This window comes from Aquirufa salirivi (assembly GCF_045310485.1).
GTDB lineage: Bacteria > Bacteroidota > Bacteroidia > Cytophagales > Spirosomataceae > Aquirufa > Aquirufa salirivi.
This window is the reverse complement of record NZ_JBEWZH010000002.1, coordinates 264234-282672: the sequence shown is the minus strand read 5'-3', so window position 1 is coordinate 282672 and position 18439 is coordinate 264234. Positions and strand designations below refer to the sequence as shown.

The following is an 18439-nucleotide window of genomic DNA, read 5'->3' as shown; positions in this document are numbered from 1 at the left end:
ATCTTTTACTAAATGAAAACAAATTTCTACGTAAGCAGAGTGGTCTTCTTAATGGCTTTAATGTTATCCGTTTCTTGGGTAGCCTGGGGTCAGGACCGAAAAGTATCTGGTACTGTACAAGACGCTAAACGCGACGGCATTCCAGGAGTATCCGTCTTAGTTAAAGGTACAACCACCGGAACTACAACCGATGGTAATGGAGCATTCTCCATCACAGTAAAAACAGCCAATGCTGAATTAACAATTAGTTCAGTAGGTTATGTGTCTAAAACTGTTCCCGTTGGAAACAGATCTAGCATCAGCATCTCCTTAGATGAAGATGTAAGCCAATTAAGCGAAATCGTTGTAACAGGATATGCCTCACAACGTAAAAAAGACATCACAGGTGCGGTAGCCGTGGTTAGTTCGAAAGAATTAACAGCTGTTCCTTCAGCATCCGTTACTCAAATGTTACAAGGCCGTGCGGCAGGTGTAACGGTGGGTAATGACAACTCTCCAGGTGGTGGTACGATGGTGCGTGTACGTGGTTTTGGTTCCATCAACAACAACAGTCCGCTGTATGTTATTGACGGAGTTCCAACTCAAGGTACGTTGAACCAAATCAACCCAAGTGATATTGAGTCAATGCAAGTATTGAAAGATGCTTCTGCGGCTTCTATCTATGGTGCACGTGCTGCGAACGGTGTTGTTATCATTACAACTAAGCGTGGTGGCGAAGGTGAGCCAAAAATCAACTTTGATATGTACACTGGTACTCAAGATGTTGGTAAAACCTTGGATCTATTGAACACAAAAGAATTAGGTCAATATTACTATGAGTCTGAAATTGGTGCTGGTAAACCAGCAGGAACTTCTCCTTCGGTACAATACCGTTTTGGAGCTGATGGAACACAAACCGTTGCGGATTATATTTATCCAAACGTTTATGGCTCATTACCAGCTAACTATACTTATACGAATGACATTACTGATCCTAACTTAGGAAAAACGTCTTGGAACATCACTCAGGCTAATAAAGCAGGAACAGATTGGCAAAAAGTTATTTTTGGACCAGCTAAAATCTCGAATTATCAAATTGGAGCAACAGGTGGATCAAAAAATGGTAAGTATGCGATCTCTGGATCTTATTTCAGCCAAGATGGTATTTTGAAATATACAAGCTATAAACGTTACTCTGTTCGTGCGAACACCGAGTTCAAAAAAGGTGGTTTAACTTTCGGAGAGAACTTTACTGTATCCTATGATGAAAAAGTAGGTATCCCTTCTGGAAACAACAACGAATCAAACCCGATCATGTTTGCGATTCGTATCCAACCAATCATTCCAGTATACGATATCACAGGTGGTCCAGTAGCATTAGGTGGTACTAACTCATCTGAATTAAACGGATTTGCGGGTTCTCGTGGTTCTAACTTAGGTAATGCTCCTAACCCATTTGCTCGTCAGTGGAGAGAGAAAGATAACCCTACAAAAGGTAGCCACATTTTTGGTAACGTATTCTTAGAATATGAAATCATCAAAGATTTGAAAGCACGTACTAGTTTAGGTTTTGAATACAATAACTACAACCAGTCGGCTTATTTAAATCGTGATATTGAAGCTGCTGAAGCTAGAAACTCCAACAGCTTAACGGTTTCAAACTCGTATGATCGTGCAGTAACATGGTATAATACGTTGAACTACAATAAAACAATTGGAGATCATACTTTCAACGTATTAGTAGGTACTGAAGCTGTTTCTACCTATGCATTTGGTTTCAATGCTGCTCGTTCGAACTTTGCTTTTGATGATTTATCTTATCGTTACTTGAACAATGGTGCAGCTGCTGGTTTATCCAATGCAGGTGCAGGTGCTACTCAAACAGCTTTGTTCTCTCAATTCGGAAAAGTTAACTACTCATATAAGGATTTCTTGTTAGCTGACTTCACATTACGTCGTGATGGTTCATCTCGTTTCTCTCCTGCTTACCGTTATGGTACTTTCCCCGCATTCTCTGTGGGTGCTCGTTTGACAGAATTAGCTTTCATGAAAGATTTGACTTTCATCAACGACTTGAAAGTACGTGCAGGTTGGGGTAAGACTGGTAACCAGTTGATTCCAAACGTATACAATGCGTATACTTTGTTTACACCAGATCCTAACAATAACGCATACGATATTGGAGGAACAGGTAGTTCAATCGCTTCTGGATTTGATATCGCGCAATTCGGTAACTCATTTGGACGTTGGGAAACAAATACTTCAACCAACATTGGTTTTGATGGTAGTTTGTTCAACAACAAATTAGACATCGCATTTGACTGGTACACACGTACTACATCTGACATGTTAACCCAGGTACCTATTCCAAGAACAGCTGGAACAGCATCTATTCCTTACGTTAACATTGGTGAAGTAAACAATACAGGTATTGATATCAATGTAACTTATCGTAACCAAATTGGTGATGTGAGATACTCGATCTCAGGACAGTATAGCCAGTACAAAAATAATGTAGTGAAGTTGAACGACGATCCTAAAGCATCTATTTTTGGATTCTCAACTCGTCTTCCATCGATTTCAGTGACTAAAGCTGGTTTACCAATCGCTTCATTCTTCGGTTATATCGTAGATGGTGTTATCAAAGACGATGCTGAGGCAGCTTCTGCTACTCAAATCCCTGGTTATACACGTGCGGGTGTATTCAAGTTTAGAGACGTAAACGGAGACGGTAAGATTACTGCTGATGACAAAACTATCATTGGTAATCCTCACCCAGACTTCACTTACGGTTTGAACTTAAGCCTTGGTTACAAAAACTTTGATTTGACTGTATTTGCTCAAGGTGTTCAAGGAAATGAAATTTTCAACTACTTGAAATACTGGACAGACTTTAACACATTCCAAGGAAACCGTTCTAAGGATATGTTATACAACTCTTGGAAGAAACAAGGTGACGTAGCTCAATTACCACGTTTGAACTCAAATGACACATTCAGTCAGCAGATTTCTACTTACTTCGTAGAAGATGGATCTTATACTCGTATCAAGAACATCCAATTGACTTACACGGTACCTTCTAGCATCACTAAGAAGTTAAAGTTAAGCTCATTACAAGTGTATGTTCAAGGTCAAAACTTGTTCACATTTAGTAAGTACAAAGGCCTAGATCCAGATATCAACTTGAGAACTGCAGGTAATGACAACCAAGATATCCACATGGGTATTGATGAAGGTTCATTCCCTGTGGCTAAATCATACAATGTTGGTTTAAGAGTAGGATTTTAATCTAGATATCATTTGAAAATAAATCATAAAAAAATGAAAAAGTTAATCATATTCGCGTTAGTAGCGACCGTCGGACTGAGCACTTCTTGCTCAGATAGTTTCTTCGACATTCAGCCACAAGGAGCGGCTTCATTAACCTCCTTGAGCAATAAGAATGGAGTGAATGCATTATTGATTGGAGCATACTCATTATTAGACGGCGTTGGTGCTGGTAATACGGGTCGTCAATCAACTATTTCCAATTACGTATTTGGTGGTATCACGTCAGGTGATGCTGTTAAAGGAACAGATGCTGGTGACCAACCAGAACAAAGTTTTATTGAGCAATTCAACTGGTTGGCAGATAATACCTACTTCCTAGGAAAATGGCAACACACGTATGATGGTGTAGCTCGTGCAAACGAAGCTATTCTTTTAGCAAAAAGTACTGACGTAAAAGACATGACAGATGCTGAAAGAACGCAAGTAGTAGCTGAAGCTCGTTTCTTACGTGGTCACTATCACTTTGAAGGTAAAAAGATGTGGAACATGATTCCTTACATCGATGAGACTATCTACAAGCGTGAAGATCCTAACTCAACTAAAATTCCAAATGATAAAGACATTTGGCCAAACATTGAGGCGGATTTCAAATTTGCTATGGAAAACCTTCCAGCTGTACAAACTCAAAAAGGCCGTGCTACTAAATGGGCAGCAATGACTTATTTAGCGAAAACCTATATCTTCCAAAAGAAATGGGCTGCAGCTAAAACCTTGCTTGAAGATGTATATAAAAATTCAGGTAAAAAGTTAGTAACGAACTACCATGATAACTATAGAAATACAACGAACAATAACATCGAGTCTATTTTCGAAGTTGAATTCTCTGTAAATGATGGTTCTACTGGTAACAATGGTAATGCAGGTGATAACTTGAACTGGCCATATTCTGCTAATGCTCCTGGTCGTGGATGTTGCGGATTCTATTTACCATCTCAAAACTTGGTAAATTCATTCAAAACTTCTTCTGATGGTTTACCATTAATCGGAGATAAAGCGGATGGAACAGCAGATACATACAACATGGTAGACCTTCCAAACGATCAAGGAATTCGTTCTTCAACCATTGATTTCAACTTGAATAAATCGATTCCTGTTGACCCTCGTTTAGACTGGACAGTAGGTCGTCGTGGAGTTCAATTCTTGGATTGGGGCGTAATGCCAGGTTTTCCTTGGATTCGTGACCAAAACTATTCTGGTCCGTATACAGGTAAAAAATGGATGTACTATTTAGCTGATGAAGGTAGCTCGACTCACTCAACATCTAAACGTGCAGTTAACAACAACTACCGTTTATTAAAAATGTCTTCAGTGATCCTTTGGTTAGCTGAGTGTGAAGCTGAATTAGGCAACTTAAGTGGTGCTGAAACTTATGTAAACATTATCCGTAACCGTGTTAAGAATGGTTCTGTACAAGATCCAACTGTTACCTACATCGTTAATCCTTATCCTGTTGGCACATTTGTTGCTAAAGGTAAAGATTACGCTTTGAACGCAGTTCGTATGGAAAACCGTTTAGAGTTTGCGATGGAAGGTCACCGTTTCTTCGACTTAGTTCGTTGGGGAATTGCTGCACCTTACTTGAACAAATACATGGCGGAAGAAGCTAAAAACGGAACTGATATGTCAGGAAGAACCTACAACAAAAGAGGTTACTTAGCTGGTAAATCATTTACTACTGGTAAGAATGAATATTTCCCTCTACCAAATGATGAGATCTTAAACTCGCAGAAAGATGGAAAACCAACATTGAAACAAAACAACTACTAGTCGTTTATTTCATGTTATTCGAAAAAGTCAGGACAGAAGTCCTGACTTTTTTTTTGTACATTTTCTTCATCAAAATCACTCCTATGAAATTCGCATCAGTCATCTCATTACTATGTATTAGCTGGACTTGTTTTTCACAAATTCCTTCCGGTAAAAGTGTCATTAGTTCTTTGCACATCTTTGATGTAAAAACGAAAAAAACCACCGAAATCCTCAAAGAGCATCGCCATTTTGAAGCACCCAATTGGTCCGTTGATGGATCACATTTACTTATCAATAGTTTGGGTTTATTAGAAAAAATCAGCCCAAATGGCACAAAATTAGGTGCCCTTCCCACTGGTAGTATACAAAAATGCAATAATGATCACGGGTATAGCTTTGATGGAAAAACGCTTTACATTTCTAGTTCTGATCCGAGTTCAGGTATCAGTGGCTCACTTATTTTTAAAGTCGATAGTCAAGGTGGACAACCTGTTCGATTAACGAACCAGGGTCCATCCTATTGGCATGGTATCTCTCCTGATGGTAAAACCATGGTCTACTGTGCCGAAAGAAATAAAAATTATGATATCTATGCCATGGATACCCAAGGCGGAGCAGAAATTAGACTTACGACAGAAGAAGGATTGGATGATGGACCAGAATATAGCCCAGATGGCAAATTCATCTACTTTAATTCTTTCCGCACGGGGAAAATGCAAATCTGGCGCATGCATCCTGATGGCACTAATGCGGAACAAATGACCTTTGATGATTACTCAACCTGGTTTGCCCATATTAGACCCAATGGAAAAGAAGCTGTTGTCATCAGTTATTTAGAAGATCAAAAACAAAACCATCCATTTGGACATCAAGTAAAACTTCGATTATTGAATTTGAAGTCTAAAAAAATTCAAGATTTAACAGAAGCATTTTATGGAGGACAAGGTAGTATTAATGTTCCATCATGGTCACCAGACGGTTCCAAATTTGCCTATGTTCGCTATGAACTAGAAGACAAAAAACCTTAAACAACAGGTAATTGTGTATATTTATATCGAAATATATGTCGATGAATCTATCACAAGCTTTTGACGAAATTGTATTAAAAAGAAGATCAAACAGACGATTTGATACCGAAATACTGGTTCCTGATGAAGTCATTCAAAAAAGTTTAGAAAGGGCTATTCTCTCCCCCAACAGTAGCAATATGCAACTCTGGGAATTTTATTGGATCAGTAGTCCAGAAGAAAAAGCCCAATATGAAAAACTTTGTTTAGGTCAATCTGCGGCAAGAACAGCCGCTCATTTAGTTGTGTTCGTTACAAGACAAGATCATTGGAAAAAACATGCACAATGGAACATCGGCAAGATTAAATCATCCATCTCAGGTGAACCCAGTAAGTTAGAAAAAAGAGCCTTGGATTATTACGGCATATTAATGCCGATTTTGTACCGTACCGATATCTTGGGATTAAGTACCTTAATTAGAAGAGCCATTACTTTTGTTAAAGGATTTAATAATCCTTTTATGCGATTTGCAGGATTGGCCGATCAACGGGTTATGGTACATAAATCATGTGCATTAGCTGCTCAAACTTTCATGCTATCTATCGTTGCGGAAGGATACGATACTTGTCCGATGGAGGGATTTGACGCTAAGCTGGTTAAAAGAGCTTTAAATCTCCCCAATGAAGCCGAAATCAACATGATAGTGGCGGTCGGCAAAGGAACGGAAGAAGGAATTTATGGGAAAAGAAATCGTTTGCCTTTGGAAGAGCTTGTTTTCAAACGTTGATTATAAACAGTCCACATCCATGATGATTTGAACTCCCTTACATGCCGAATGTGATGATTGAATATCAATTTCCTCTCGTAATGCTTCTTTAAATTTTGCTAGTGCCAAACCTTTCTCTATTTTAATCAATATTTCCATGGCATATTGATTCCTGATTCTTTCGATCAAAGGTTTTTCTGGCCCAAGTACACGACCATGACCAAATTTCTCTTTTAAGGCTGTTCCCAAATGCCTAGCTGCTGTCTCTACACGAGAAGCTTCCATATTACGTAGCGTCAACTTAATCAATCGACTGAAAGGAGGATAATGGTATCCTTCTCTTTCCACGATTTCTTCCGCATACATGGCTTCATAATTATTTTGTAAAATATGATCAAATATTGGATGGGTAGGCTGATTCGTTTGAATATAGACCTGACCCAGTTCTTCTCTTCTACCTGCCCTACCAGCCACCTGAGAAATCAATTGGAATGCTCGCTCGTGAGCTCTAAAGTCGGGAAAGTTAATCACCTTATCTGCATCAAAAATAGCCACCATGGATAGACCTTCAAAGTCCAATCCTTTAGCCACCATTTGAGTACCTACCAAAACATCAATATTGCCTGAGGTTATTTCTGCCAATAGACTCGTAAATGCTGTTTTGGAGCGCGTCGTATCCAAATCCATCCGACCAATACGTGCATCAGGCATGTGTAATTGCAATTCTTCCTCTAATTTTTCCGTACCATAGCCCATGGTCTTCAATTGCGTACTTCCGCAGGCTGCGCAGCGTCTTAATAAACCTTCTCGATATCCACAATAATGGCATCGCAATTCTTGATCTCGAGCATGAAAAGTCAAACTTACATCACATTGATTGCAAGTAGCAATCCAATCACAATCCTGACATTGAATGTAAGGAGAATACCCTCTCCTATTTTGAAACAATAAACTTTGTTTTCCTCGATTGAAATTTTCCTCCAAAGCGGTAATCAAATCCACGGAAAAACCACCCTTCATTTGCTTCATTTTCTGAGCATACTTGGTATCCAACAAGTTGATTTGAGGCAATTGTGCTGTCCCAAAGCGCTCTTTGATCGTCACCAAACCATATTTCCCTTCCTTAGCTTGATAATATGACTCAATAGAAGGTGTGGCTGAACCCAAAAGCACTTTAGCTCCTTGTTGTTTGGCCAAAACCACGGCTACATCTCGAGCATGATACCTTGGAGCAGGGTCTACTTGTTTAAAGGATGACTCATGCTCCTCATCCACAATCACTAAACCCAAATTCGAAAAAGGCAAAAAGACGGAAGAACGGACACCCACCACAAAAGGATATTTTCCTTCAACAATGGATTTCCAAACTTCTACACGTTCATTATCTGAAAATTTAGAATGATAAATTCCCACTTGCTCTCCAAAAATACGTTTAAGACGTAAGACGATTTGGGTAGTAAGGGCTATCTCTGGCAATAAATAAAGCACTTGACTGCCATTGGCCAAGGCTTCCTGAATGAGCTTAATATAAATTTCTGTTTTTCCACTGCCCGTAATGCCATGTAACAATACGACATCCTTTTCCTGAAACTGATTCAAGATAGATTGATAAGCTTTGTTCTGTGCTTGATTTAATTCAAATGCAGTTGGAATAAAATCTTCTGCATCTTGTCCGAATCGGGAAACAATCACCTCAAAACTTTCAAAAACCTGATTTTTAATCAAGGTTTGTAAAGAACTTTCAGACAGATCTGCTTGAGAAAAACTAGATTTTTCAAGTCCCTTTTGATTTATTTCGGCATTACGTAAAACAGGAATAAACTGAAGATAATGTAAAATGATGGCCAACTGCTTGGGCTTGGATTCCAATTGCTGAATTAACTCAACCAATTTCTCCTTTTCTTCGTAGACTGCTGCCAATCGAATTTTACGCATCACTTTAGGTGTGTACCGATCTTTCAATTCATCAAAAATCAAAACAGCCTGCTTACTTACTAAAGACTTAATCAAGTGATAAGGGCTCTTTAATTCAGCTAGTTGAGCAATCTCATCATAAGACATGGACCCCTTTTCTTGAATGGAATTAAAAATCAATTGCTCCTTCTCATTCAAAGCCATTTCTAATGAATATGCTGGATTAATTTGTACTTTGGATTGACTAGAAATTTTCAATCCTGCAGGTAATGCAATCTGAAAAACTTCTCCTGGGTAGCACATGTAATACGCTGCTACCCAATGAAATAATTTAATTTGAGAAGCCGTTACCAAAGGGCTATCATCTAATATTTCTAAAATGTACTTGGCTTGATATTGCTTAGGAGGTTGATGATGAACCTGTACAATGACAGCTGTCAAAACCTTGGAGGAACCGAAAGGTACCACAATGCGTATTCCAGCTTGTACTACATCTGACCATGCCCTAGGTACACGGTACGTAAAATACCGTGGAATGGGTAAGGGGAGTAATGCATCCACAAAAACCGTTGATTCCTCTGAAGACGACAATGCTGTTGACTCGTTCATGCTAGCTACAAAGAAAAGGAAAGATTCGTGCACTGGCAAACCTGGATTTAACCTAAAAAACTAAGGTTTCCACTGCAATGTTTGAATGAGATGCATAGCATCCTTTTTTAAAAACTGAATAACTGGAGCAAGGGAGTCATTTTGTGTTGCTGTTTTGACATATACTGCTCCTCTTAAATAATGATGTACACTATCTGTGGTATAAAACTGAAAAGATGTAGCCACTTCTCCATCCAACTCGATGATTCCAGCCTTTCTTCCAGAACGGGTGGTCATGACATATTCTTGTATTCCTCGTGCCTTCCCTTGGTGTTTGGCAGCCAAAATATAGGCATCATTGATTAGGTTAGCTAATTTCTTTTGATCCTTATTCAAAGGCTTATATGTCAACTGAATGAAGGCATGCCATTGTGGATAATAAATATATAACCAATGTGGCTCTGCCCATGAAACCGTATCAGGCATTACTTGGGCATATTGAGAAACTTCAAAAGTAAATGGATGTCCTTTTTCCAAATTTAGATACTTTGCCTTAGGCAAAATAATTCGATTATATCCTTTAGGACGAGGTAAATCAGCCTTCTGTTCGGCTGTTTTATCAGCACAAGCAAGGAAAAACCAGCTTAAAATTAATATGGATATCCAATGCCTCATAGCCCTTATTATTATTGAGGTTCGTCTAAAGAATAATATTTCAAAATGGGATCTTGAATGATATGGTACAACTTCTCTCGTAACATAGGCACATCATCTATGGTTAAACCTTTCGTGATAATAGGAGGATGTATTTCCGCACGAATTACTCCAGGCCTAATCATCAAAGGCTTATCGGAGAATATTTGGTAATTATTGAATAAACTGATAGGTACCAATGGAATTTGTTGCTGAATCGCCATAATCAAAGCTCCATCCTTCAAAGGCTTTGCCATATAAGGGTACTTCTTTGACACAATGCCACCTTCTGGAAATATAGCTATACTCCTGCCTGATTGCAATGCTTTTAGGGCTTTGGATAATGAACCTGCTCTACTGGCATTATCTGACCGATTAACCAAGATATTTAAGCGGGCATACATGTATCCAAATAAGGGTAATTTGCCCAAAGAACTTTTTCCAACAAAAGACGTATAATGCTCCAGCAGATAAACGATCACGGGAATATCCAGAAACGAGAAATGATTGGCGCAAAAAACGTAATTCTGTTTTTTATCAGGAACAAAATGGTGTTTTACTTCAAAACGAATAAAACTAAAAAAGAAAAAACACTTAGACCATATTCGCACCAATTTGGCGGCATATTTCCGATAACTAAGCTTTTGAAGTAAAATAAAGATGAAAGGGTAAAAAAGCAGAAAAACTACAATGAACCAAAATAAGGACCAAAGAGTAAAAAGACCTAGAAAAGGATTTGAAAGAAATGGGTTCTTTTTATTCATGCTTTACATACCCAAAAAATAAACAATTAGGGGTTGATTATTCAACCACCCCTAATTGTACTGTATTGGTTTTCTTACCCGAATGGGCAGGAATAGACAAGGTGGTTACAAAAACATCCCCGGCTGATAATAATTGATCTTGCTTTAATTTGTCCACCATAGCAGCTACTGTCTTTTCAGCACTTTCAGCGGATGGATCATAAAAGAATACTTTCACCCCCCACAACAAGCCCATCGTGGACATTAACTGTTTGTCAGAAGTGAAAACATATAAGTCTGCTTTGGGTCTATGTGCAGATAAGCGAAATGCTGTATGACCAGAATTAGTAATACAAAGTATAGCCTTGGCTTTTGAATCACGAGCTAAACGACATGCTCCTGCAATCAAACGGTCGGTCAAAGCTACTTCTTTTGAACTTTGTGCTAAAGCATGGTTCTTGAAATAAATCGCTACTTCATCTCCTTTAATAACCGAAATAGCATTTTGCTGCTGCTCCACAATCTCATGAATGTGAGCCATCGTTTCCACTGCTTTTATGGGGTAAGAACCCGAAGCTGATTCGCCACTTAGCATGGTAGCAGAGGCACCTTGCAATACCGCATTAGCTACGTCAGAAGTTTCAGCACGAGTAGGAACAGGGTTTTGAATCATGGATTCCAACATCTGAGTTGCCACAATCACAGGCTTACCGGCAGCTGTACATTTCTCCACCATAACTTTTTGCAAGTAGGGAACTACCGCTCCATCCATCTCCACACCCAAATCGCCACGCGCCACCATGATACCATCCGTAGCTTCAATAATTTCATCCAAATAATCAATCGCTTCTGGCTTTTCGATCTTGGCAATCACGCGGGTATTTTTACCGTATGCTTTAATTTTTTCTTTGATATCCCAGATATCAGAAGCCTTACGTACAAATGATAAAGCAACCCAATCTACTCCATGATCTAAACCAAAATATAAATCTGCCTCATCTTTCGGTGTTAAGCATGGTAAAGAAACCTTAGTACCTGGTAAATTAATCCCTTTTTTAGATTTCAAAATACCTCCATAAATCACCTCTGTTAAGACTTCTCTTTTCTCTTTATCAATGGCAAGCACCTTCACCTCTAAATTACCATCATCCATCAAAATACGCTCTCCTACATTCACATCCAAATACATCGAAGTATACGTAGTCCCTACTTTCTCTGATGTTCCAAGCAAGTTTTCATCCATCGCAAAGATGAGTTGCTTACCCGCTTCTAATACAACACCATTGTTCTCCACCATCTGAGTCCTAATCTTAGGACCTTGCAAATCTTGTAGAATACACAAATTCATGCCTAGCTCTTCGCTAATAGAACGAATCGTTTTTAAACGTTCCAAATGATCTTCATGAGTTCCGTGCGAGAAATTTAAACGGAATACATTGACTCCAGCTTGAGCTAATTGAATTAAGGATTCTCTTGATTCAGAAACTGGACCTACTGTGGCTACTATTTTTGTCTTGCGTTGATACGACATATATGCTTAATTATTCAATTTACCCTGCAAGTTACAGCTTAGTCATCAAAAAATTGAATAATTATAATAAATCATGTCCAAATTTCGCTGGAATCTGATTAATCTAAAGAATAAACCAATTTATCCGACACAAAAAGTCGCAATTCAAAATCAAACTTGACAGGTAAACTGTATTTATAGCTCTTAATAATTGAGCAAAAGGTTATGGGCGCTCCCATATCCCGTAATACTTCCATGTAGGTACCAAGTTGACGGGGCGACATGTGTAAATGCTCGGCAAAGGAAGCCGCAGAACCAGTAGATTCCTGTTGAATTAATCGATGAATTCGATGTAAGCGTTCTAATTGTTTAAGACATTGCATGGTTAGAAATTTAATGTCACAATTTCGAATATAGATGAATAATAGTGTACAAATAAGTTGATAAATAACAGAGAATATCAACCAATTGGACATAAAAAAAGGAGGCTTAGGCCTCCTTTCCTTCTAAAAATTATTATTTTAGTTTTCCCACATATCATGTTCCATTTCCAATAATTTATATTCCAATTGCTGAGACATTAAGAGTCCCTCACGATCAGAACTATAAATATCCGTTAAGAATTTATTTTCTGGGTTTCCTTTTTTGATGATTCTAGCCTGAAACATTCTCAAATCAAAGGCGTCGGCCATGTTCTTGTGTTGAGTTTCATTTTCTGCATTGTACCAAATACAATTGGGGTTACTTCTAAACAACTTATACACATCCTTATATCGGAAAGATGCTACAGGTTTATCAAATCCAGCTTTTGTTTTAGAAGCTGGAATAATTAAGGTAAGTGCCTGAATATCAAAATACAATCTCGAACGTTGACGATCGATGATCGCATCTTCTTTAATTTCAATGATTGAAAGTTCTTTCGGAAAAAAATAAGAATCCAGACTTGCTACAGGTTTTGTATCAAAATCATCAGCTTTTTTTACAGTTGCACCAGGTTTTGTGGTTGTTCCCCAACCATCATCTTCACCAGCTTTTTTATCCCCACCTTCAGCACCAAATCCAGCAGCTTTCTCTGCTTCGGATAGACTTCCTTCACCTATGGAATCATCCATGCGTAACTTTTCCTTAAACTGCGCAGTGCTTAATTTAGTCACTAATGAGTCATTCACATAAGGTACTAAAATACCAGCTTCCACCCATTCCACTAAGAATTTAGAAATCTCATTATTGACAGAGAAAAATGGTTGATTAATTTTCTCATTCAAGTCCATCCTGCGCCATAAGCGAGCTTTATAATGAATGTTCGCTGGATCAATGGGGCGCACTGAATTCAACTTAGATTCATCAATAGGTTTCTCTTGAGCCAGGGCACTGAATCCACAGATCAGAGAAATTAACAATAATAACTGATTGACTGATTTCATATACAGGGTTTTCCTAATCACTCAAAGGGATATTTTTGACCATCGATACAGGGATAGTCTCAATAGTTCCTTTGAAATTTTTTCTTTGAACTTCTTTTACTTCAATGTAGTAGCGATCTCCAGGCTGAGCTTGAGAAGCTAACTTAGCAATTGACCCAGAACCAGGTAAATTAGCTATTTCGTCAATTTTTCTTTGACCACGCACTAGAGCTACATATACCTGAGCCACACGGTAATTGGCATCATCGGGGTTTGTAGCTTTAAATGACTCATCTGCAATGGCTCTAGCGTCTAAGGTTCTCAAACCAGATGCACTAGTACCTTTTTTCTCATTTAATTCACCTCCATTACCGAAGATGCGTACATCAGGCCTAGGAACACGACGAACTTTAAACGTTTCTTTCCCAAGTAAAGTACCTCCATTGTTCACATTTAACGTAATGCTTGCTGAAGAAGGGACAACGGTCACCTTGCCTCTGTTTTGGCCAGGAATAACCTCTCCACCCTCTGCCGAGAATTGAGGATTCCATAAAGCACCTAAGCCTGGACTAACTACACTTAAACGATTCGCACAACCTAAATATAAAGCTGGCAAAGTAGCAGTCTCAATATTATAGGTAGGCTTTAATACAAAATATTCTTTTTGGATGGATTCTGTTTTTGGACCAGCTGGACTCATATAAGCCACCGTTGCAGTATAAGTCTTTTTAGAAAGCCCATTCGCATCATATCCACCACCAGAGGTTTTAAATTTAATTTGACCACGTCCATCCACCACTGGAATAGAAGCTCCATTAAAGCTCATACGAGGAGTAAATCCAGATGAAGTAGCTGCAATGAACACTTCAGCTTGGTATTCCATACCCGCTACCACGGTGTTGGCATTGGCTGAAACTTGTGCAAAAACTTTGTCGAACTTAATTTCTTTAGCTCCTACTTTGGAAGCCAATTGACTCAATACTTCCGTTTCATAACGTCTAATCTCAGCTTGCTTCTGGCTTAGTGTAGCTAAAGCAGCAGGTACTGGTGTTTGTTCAAAATTCAATTCCGCAAAATCTTTATTGGATTGTGCTGCATCACGACTCGCCACAGGATCGTCTTTAGCGGCTAGCGCCAAAGATGGAAATTTTGTACCTGGATCAGCAATAGATTGCATTTTGGCCACATATTGATCAAACATAGGAACCAATTGATATGCTTCTCCTTTAGAATTAGCTCCTACCATCAATTCAAATACCTTCTCTTCTTCTTTTGGATTTTTAATTGTTCCTGTTTCTGGATCAATTCCTCCACCTGATTCAATCACTTTGGATTTTAATCCATCAATGTGATTCACTAATTCATCTGCCAATTTGCGTACTTCATTCGCTTTCTTAAGAATATCAGCATAAGCAGCTGGATTGGGAAGATCTTTAATGCGTTCTTCAATACCAGTGACCATACTCTTATTCTTAGAACTTGCCGATTGATTTGCAATTTCTAAACTATTATTTAACAAGGTGAATTTCTGTAAAAGTGCATCACTTACCTGTAAAGCTAACAGGGCCGTGAGTACCAAATACATCATCCCGATCATTTTCTGCCGGGGGGTCTCTTTTAAACTTGCCATATACTTATGAGATCAAAGCTAAAGTGGAAAAAAATTAGCCTTTCATAGCTGTTAACATACTACCATATACTTGGTTCAATGATTGAATATTCGCATTCAATTTTGCCAATTCTGTTTTGAACAATTCCGCATCTTTTTGAGTAGCGGCCATTTGTTCAACTGTCAAATTAACATTCCCATAGTAACTATTAATAGCTTTCAAGTGCTTGGTAGCCTCTTGGATCTCCGTTTCATAAATGGTATTCAAAGTAGATAATTGATCACCTGCTTTAGCATATTGTTGTGCATATTTAGCTGCTTCTACTGAAGAAACAGAAATAGCCCCTAATGAATTCGCTGCTTCAGACACCGATTTGTTTAAGGTTCCTAAAGATTCAGAAGACGAAGATAAAGATTTCACAAAATCTTGGGTTGCCACGGTAGCTTTAGAAATATCTTGTAGACTATTGGCCGTTTCGGTTAGCCCCTTCAAACTCTTTGTCAATCCTTCCACTACTTCTGGGCCTAATCCTTTTAAGCTAGATAAAGCATCTATACCACTCGTAGAAGTGGGTCTTGCTACCGGAGCACCGCCTACTAACTCTGGATAAACCTTTTCCCAATCATACGATTTTTCTGGTTTTGCTTGTAAGTACAAAACCCCGAACAAAATAAAAATGGCCGCTTCGGTGAACATCCCAACCATTAACATTTCGTTGGCTCCATCCCAATGGACAATTTTAAATAAGGCTCCTACAATTACTACTGCCGCACCAAAACTAGCGATGACATTGATTGATTTTTCCATGTTAAAAAGAATGTAATATATTTTAGATAAAGAGTAAAATTTAGTTTTGCTTAGGACGTCCCAAATAGCGCATCATACATCTAAACCCAATATATGAACGTTTGTTTTGTTCCAATTCATAAGCTCGGGTACCTGTCTCTAGGTAATAAGCAATATCTTTCCATGAACCACCACGTGTGACTTTTCTAGGCTCATCCGAATCTTTGTTGACGGTATTCAAATCCCAAGTGACAGCTACGGCATTGTCTGCATACGCATCTTCACACCATTCTGCCACATTACCTGCCATATTGTATAATCCAAAATCATTGGGATCATAGGCATTGGCTGGAGCTGTATAGGAATAACCATCCGCATCATAATTACCTCTGTGAGGCTTGAAATTCGCTAATAAACAACCTTTGGCGTTGGAAATATATGGATTACCCCAAGGATATTTAGCCGATGCTCTTCCTCCACGTGCTGCCCACTCCCATTCTGACTCTGATGGAAGCTCAAAGCGAGGTAAAATAAATTGACCTTGTTTTCTACGATAATCATTCATCAATTTACTTCTCCACAAACAAAAATACTTGGAAGCCACCCAGCTAACACCCACAACAGGATATTGATCAAAGGCTGGACTAGAGAAATAATATTCGGTCATCGGATCCCCGTTGTGATACGTAAAATCGCGCTTCCATACTGTGGTGTCAGGATAATATTCCGACATGATTTTATCTTCTCCTAAAACAGATACTGAATCTTTCAATAAGGCATAAGTGAATTGACGGTACTCATGATTGGTAATTTCTGTATCATCCATGTAAAAGGCGGCTACAGTTACACGCTTGTTAAAGTTAACTCCTGCGTGTGATACCTCTTCATCTGCTTGACCCATCATATAACTGCCTGATGGGACTAATACCATTCCATAAGGCGTTGGCTGTGACCATCCTTTACGAGTAGTAGCTACAATCTCTCCATTCTGGACACCCGGAACCTCTTTATTAGCTTTGCCAATTCCCAAAATTCCTTTACCAGAAGAGCCTTTCTTACTACTTAGTGTTTTGGAACCACCTGAGTTTTTGGATCCACAACTGTTTAAAACAACAGCCATTGCCAAAATCGACAGTCCTACTATTAATCTCTTTTCAACAAATTGAAAATTCATAGAAGCAAATTAAAATTACTGTTTGTTAACGTAACAGGGTTCAAAAAATTGTTTTTACACAATTAACCCTACTCACACTCATTCAAATTCCTCAAATTTAAAGCATTTTCTAGGAATATTTCAGCAAAAGTACAAATTTTTATGCCTTACACTGAAATCCTATAAAATCTTAAACCTAGGCGTTCTTACAGGAAGCCCCTTAATTCCATTGGATTGAAAAGAAGGTATTTGAAAGCGTATAAAAATCTCATGAGTCAATGGTGCTTTTACCGCTGCTTGCACCATGGACACATCTAATGAATAACCAATATCTAATCTTTGCTGTAATAAAGACACTCCCGCCATACCTATTGCGGCATCATTTAAACGGTAAGATCCTCCTAACCAGAACAAATCTTTGTACCCGAATCTACTTCCTAACTCAGGTAAAATTTTACTCGAATAATAGCGCACCTGTGCGAATGGCATGGCGGCCAAATTCTCTGACAAAGCGATTTCAGCTGAACCGTGTAAAGCAGCCACAAGATTAACTGGCATATTACCTTGCGGAGTATCCATGGTAAATTTTGGAGAAGTCAGATGATCAGCTGATACTCCGATTTGCCAATTGTCTTTGGAATATAGCATCCCTAAACCAAGGTCAAATTGGTTTTGACTAATTACTTTTCCCGATAACTGGCTAGCAATAGGATCATTATCATCTCGTATTCGATATACTCGGCCGTCAAATGATTTACCTTGTAATCCTCCTCGTAATCCTACAGAAAAAATGGCCTCTCCTATGGTATAATGATAGGCCAACTGAATTTTCATGGCTTGCTGACCTACTCCAGATGGAGTCTTGTCCGACATAACCAATAAACCTATTCCTAGATTCAATTTACTTATTGGCAGAGAAACACTGAGTAATTGAGTTCCCAGATTTCCTGGCCCTTCGATACTAGCTTCATACTGTGTCCATTGATTTCGGTAGTGCAATTGCGCAAATGCTGCCCCTCTTAATCCTGAATTAGCAGGATTTTGATTCATTGCATTTAGCTGAAACATGCTTAAACCCGGATCTTGCTGTGCCAACATACTAGGACTCCTAAATAGCAATCCTATGCCAAAGCACACAAAAATCCATGAGGGTAAAATGAGTGATTGCTTGTTGAAGCGCATGTTCAATTTTTAGCTTGTTAGGCGA

The 18439-nt window shown here is 38.7% G+C and carries 14 protein-coding genes; 4 read left to right on the top strand and 10 right to left on the bottom strand.

The window, feature by feature from the left end; genetic code table 11:
• Positions 1–12 precede the first annotated feature (12 nt).
• The 4 genes from U0R11_RS03545 to U0R11_RS03530 all read left to right on the top strand — a co-directional run bounded on the left by U0R11_RS03545 (position 13) and on the right by U0R11_RS03530 (position 6853).
• The gene (locus tag U0R11_RS03545; protein WP_406749834.1) at positions 13–3267 is read left to right on the top strand and encodes a SusC/RagA family TonB-linked outer membrane protein; all 3255 of its coding nucleotides are present in this window, start codon (positions 13–15) and stop codon (positions 3265–3267) included.
• 33 nt (positions 3268–3300) lie between these two features.
• Positions 3301–5076 (top strand): RagB/SusD family nutrient uptake outer membrane protein, encoded by a 1776-nt coding sequence (locus U0R11_RS03540; RefSeq protein WP_406749833.1) that lies wholly within the window; start codon positions 3301–3303, stop codon positions 5074–5076.
• Positions 5077–5159: 83 nt separating this feature from the next.
• Positions 5160–6086, top strand: coding sequence for a TolB family protein (locus tag U0R11_RS03535; protein WP_406749832.1), 927 nt, complete (start codon positions 5160–5162; stop codon positions 6084–6086).
• 41 nt (positions 6087–6127) lie between these two features.
• Positions 6128–6853, top strand: a complete 726-nt coding sequence (locus U0R11_RS03530) for a nitroreductase family protein (protein ID WP_406749831.1) — start codon at positions 6128–6130, stop codon at positions 6851–6853.
• Here the strand turns inward: U0R11_RS03530 and priA are convergent, their stop codons facing one another.
• From priA to U0R11_RS03480, 10 genes are all read right to left on the bottom strand, one after another.
• Positions 6854–9355: a replication restart helicase PriA gene (gene priA, locus U0R11_RS03525; protein ID WP_406749830.1), complete on the bottom strand. Its 2502-nt coding sequence runs from the start codon at positions 9353–9355 to the stop codon at positions 6854–6856.
• A gap of 60 nt (positions 9356–9415) precedes the next feature.
• Positions 9416–10009, bottom strand: coding sequence for a gliding motility lipoprotein GldD (gldD, locus tag U0R11_RS03520; RefSeq protein WP_406749829.1), 594 nt, complete (start codon positions 10007–10009; stop codon positions 9416–9418).
• 11 nt (positions 10010–10020) lie between these two features.
• Entirely contained in the window at positions 10021–10791 is a 771-nt protein-coding gene (locus U0R11_RS03515; protein WP_406749828.1) for a lysophospholipid acyltransferase family protein, read from the bottom strand.
• A 37-nt stretch (positions 10792–10828) separates the two neighbouring features.
• Positions 10829–12301: a pyruvate kinase gene (pyk, locus tag U0R11_RS03510; protein WP_406749827.1), complete on the bottom strand. Its 1473-nt coding sequence runs from the start codon at positions 12299–12301 to the stop codon at positions 10829–10831.
• A gap of 98 nt (positions 12302–12399) precedes the next feature.
• Entirely contained in the window at positions 12400–12663 is a 264-nt protein-coding gene (locus U0R11_RS03505) for a hypothetical protein (protein ID WP_406749826.1), read from the bottom strand.
• Between the two features lie 138 nt (positions 12664–12801).
• Positions 12802–13704 (bottom strand): type IX secretion system ring subunit PorN/GldN, encoded by a 903-nt coding sequence (gene porN, locus U0R11_RS03500; RefSeq protein WP_406749825.1) that lies wholly within the window; start codon positions 13702–13704, stop codon positions 12802–12804.
• Positions 13705–13717: 13 nt separating this feature from the next.
• On the bottom strand, positions 13718–15313 hold the full coding sequence (porM, locus tag U0R11_RS03495) for a type IX secretion system motor protein PorM/GldM (RefSeq protein WP_406749824.1): 1596 nt from the start codon (positions 15311–15313) through the stop codon (positions 13718–13720).
• A 34-nt stretch (positions 15314–15347) separates the two neighbouring features.
• Positions 15348–16100 (bottom strand): type IX secretion system motor protein PorL/GldL, encoded by a 753-nt coding sequence (gene porL, locus U0R11_RS03490; RefSeq protein WP_406749823.1) that lies wholly within the window; start codon positions 16098–16100, stop codon positions 15348–15350.
• Positions 16101–16140: 40 nt separating this feature from the next.
• A complete protein-coding gene (porK, locus tag U0R11_RS03485; protein WP_109323656.1) occupies positions 16141–17253 on the bottom strand; it encodes a T9SS ring complex lipoprotein PorK/GldK in 1113 nt (370 codons plus the stop codon).
• Between the two features lie 159 nt (positions 17254–17412).
• Positions 17413–18414 carry a PorP/SprF family type IX secretion system membrane protein gene (locus U0R11_RS03480; protein WP_406749822.1) on the bottom strand — a complete coding sequence of 334 codons (1002 nt, stop codon included), beginning with the start codon at positions 18412–18414 and terminating at the stop codon, positions 17413–17415.
• Positions 18415–18439: the final 25 nt, after the last annotated feature.

Excerpts from the sequence above, each read along its gene's own strand:
- U0R11_RS03545 (WP_406749834.1), top strand. The coding sequence starts at position 13 with ATGAAAACAAATTTCTACGTAAGCAGAGTGGTCTTCTTAATGGCTTTA.
- U0R11_RS03540 (WP_406749833.1), top strand. The coding sequence starts at position 3,301 with ATGAAAAAGTTAATCATATTCGCGTTAGTAGCGACCGTCGGACTGAGC.
- U0R11_RS03535 (WP_406749832.1), top strand. The coding sequence starts at position 5,160 with ATGAAATTCGCATCAGTCATCTCATTACTATGTATTAGCTGGACTTGT.
- U0R11_RS03530 (WP_406749831.1), top strand. The coding sequence starts at position 6,128 with ATGAATCTATCACAAGCTTTTGACGAAATTGTATTAAAAAGAAGATCA.
- priA (WP_406749830.1), bottom strand. The coding sequence starts at position 9,355 with ATGAACGAGTCAACAGCATTGTCGTCTTCAGAGGAATCAACGGTTTTT.
- gldD (WP_406749829.1), bottom strand. The coding sequence starts at position 10,009 with ATGAGGCATTGGATATCCATATTAATTTTAAGCTGGTTTTTCCTTGCT.
- U0R11_RS03515 (WP_406749828.1), bottom strand. The coding sequence starts at position 10,791 with ATGAATAAAAAGAACCCATTTCTTTCAAATCCTTTTCTAGGTCTTTTT.
- pyk (WP_406749827.1), bottom strand. The coding sequence starts at position 12,301 with ATGTCGTATCAACGCAAGACAAAAATAGTAGCCACAGTAGGTCCAGTT.
- U0R11_RS03505 (WP_406749826.1), bottom strand. The coding sequence starts at position 12,663 with ATGCAATGTCTTAAACAATTAGAACGCTTACATCGAATTCATCGATTA.
- porN (WP_406749825.1), bottom strand. The coding sequence starts at position 13,704 with ATGAAATCAGTCAATCAGTTATTATTGTTAATTTCTCTGATCTGTGGA.
- porM (WP_406749824.1), bottom strand. The coding sequence starts at position 15,313 with ATGGCAAGTTTAAAAGAGACCCCCCGGCAGAAAATGATCGGGATGATG.
- porL (WP_406749823.1), bottom strand. The coding sequence starts at position 16,100 with ATGGAAAAATCAATCAATGTCATCGCTAGTTTTGGTGCGGCAGTAGTA.
- porK (WP_109323656.1), bottom strand. The coding sequence starts at position 17,253 with ATGAATTTTCAATTTGTTGAAAAGAGATTAATAGTAGGACTGTCGATT.
- U0R11_RS03480 (WP_406749822.1), bottom strand. The coding sequence starts at position 18,414 with ATGCGCTTCAACAAGCAATCACTCATTTTACCCTCATGGATTTTTGTG.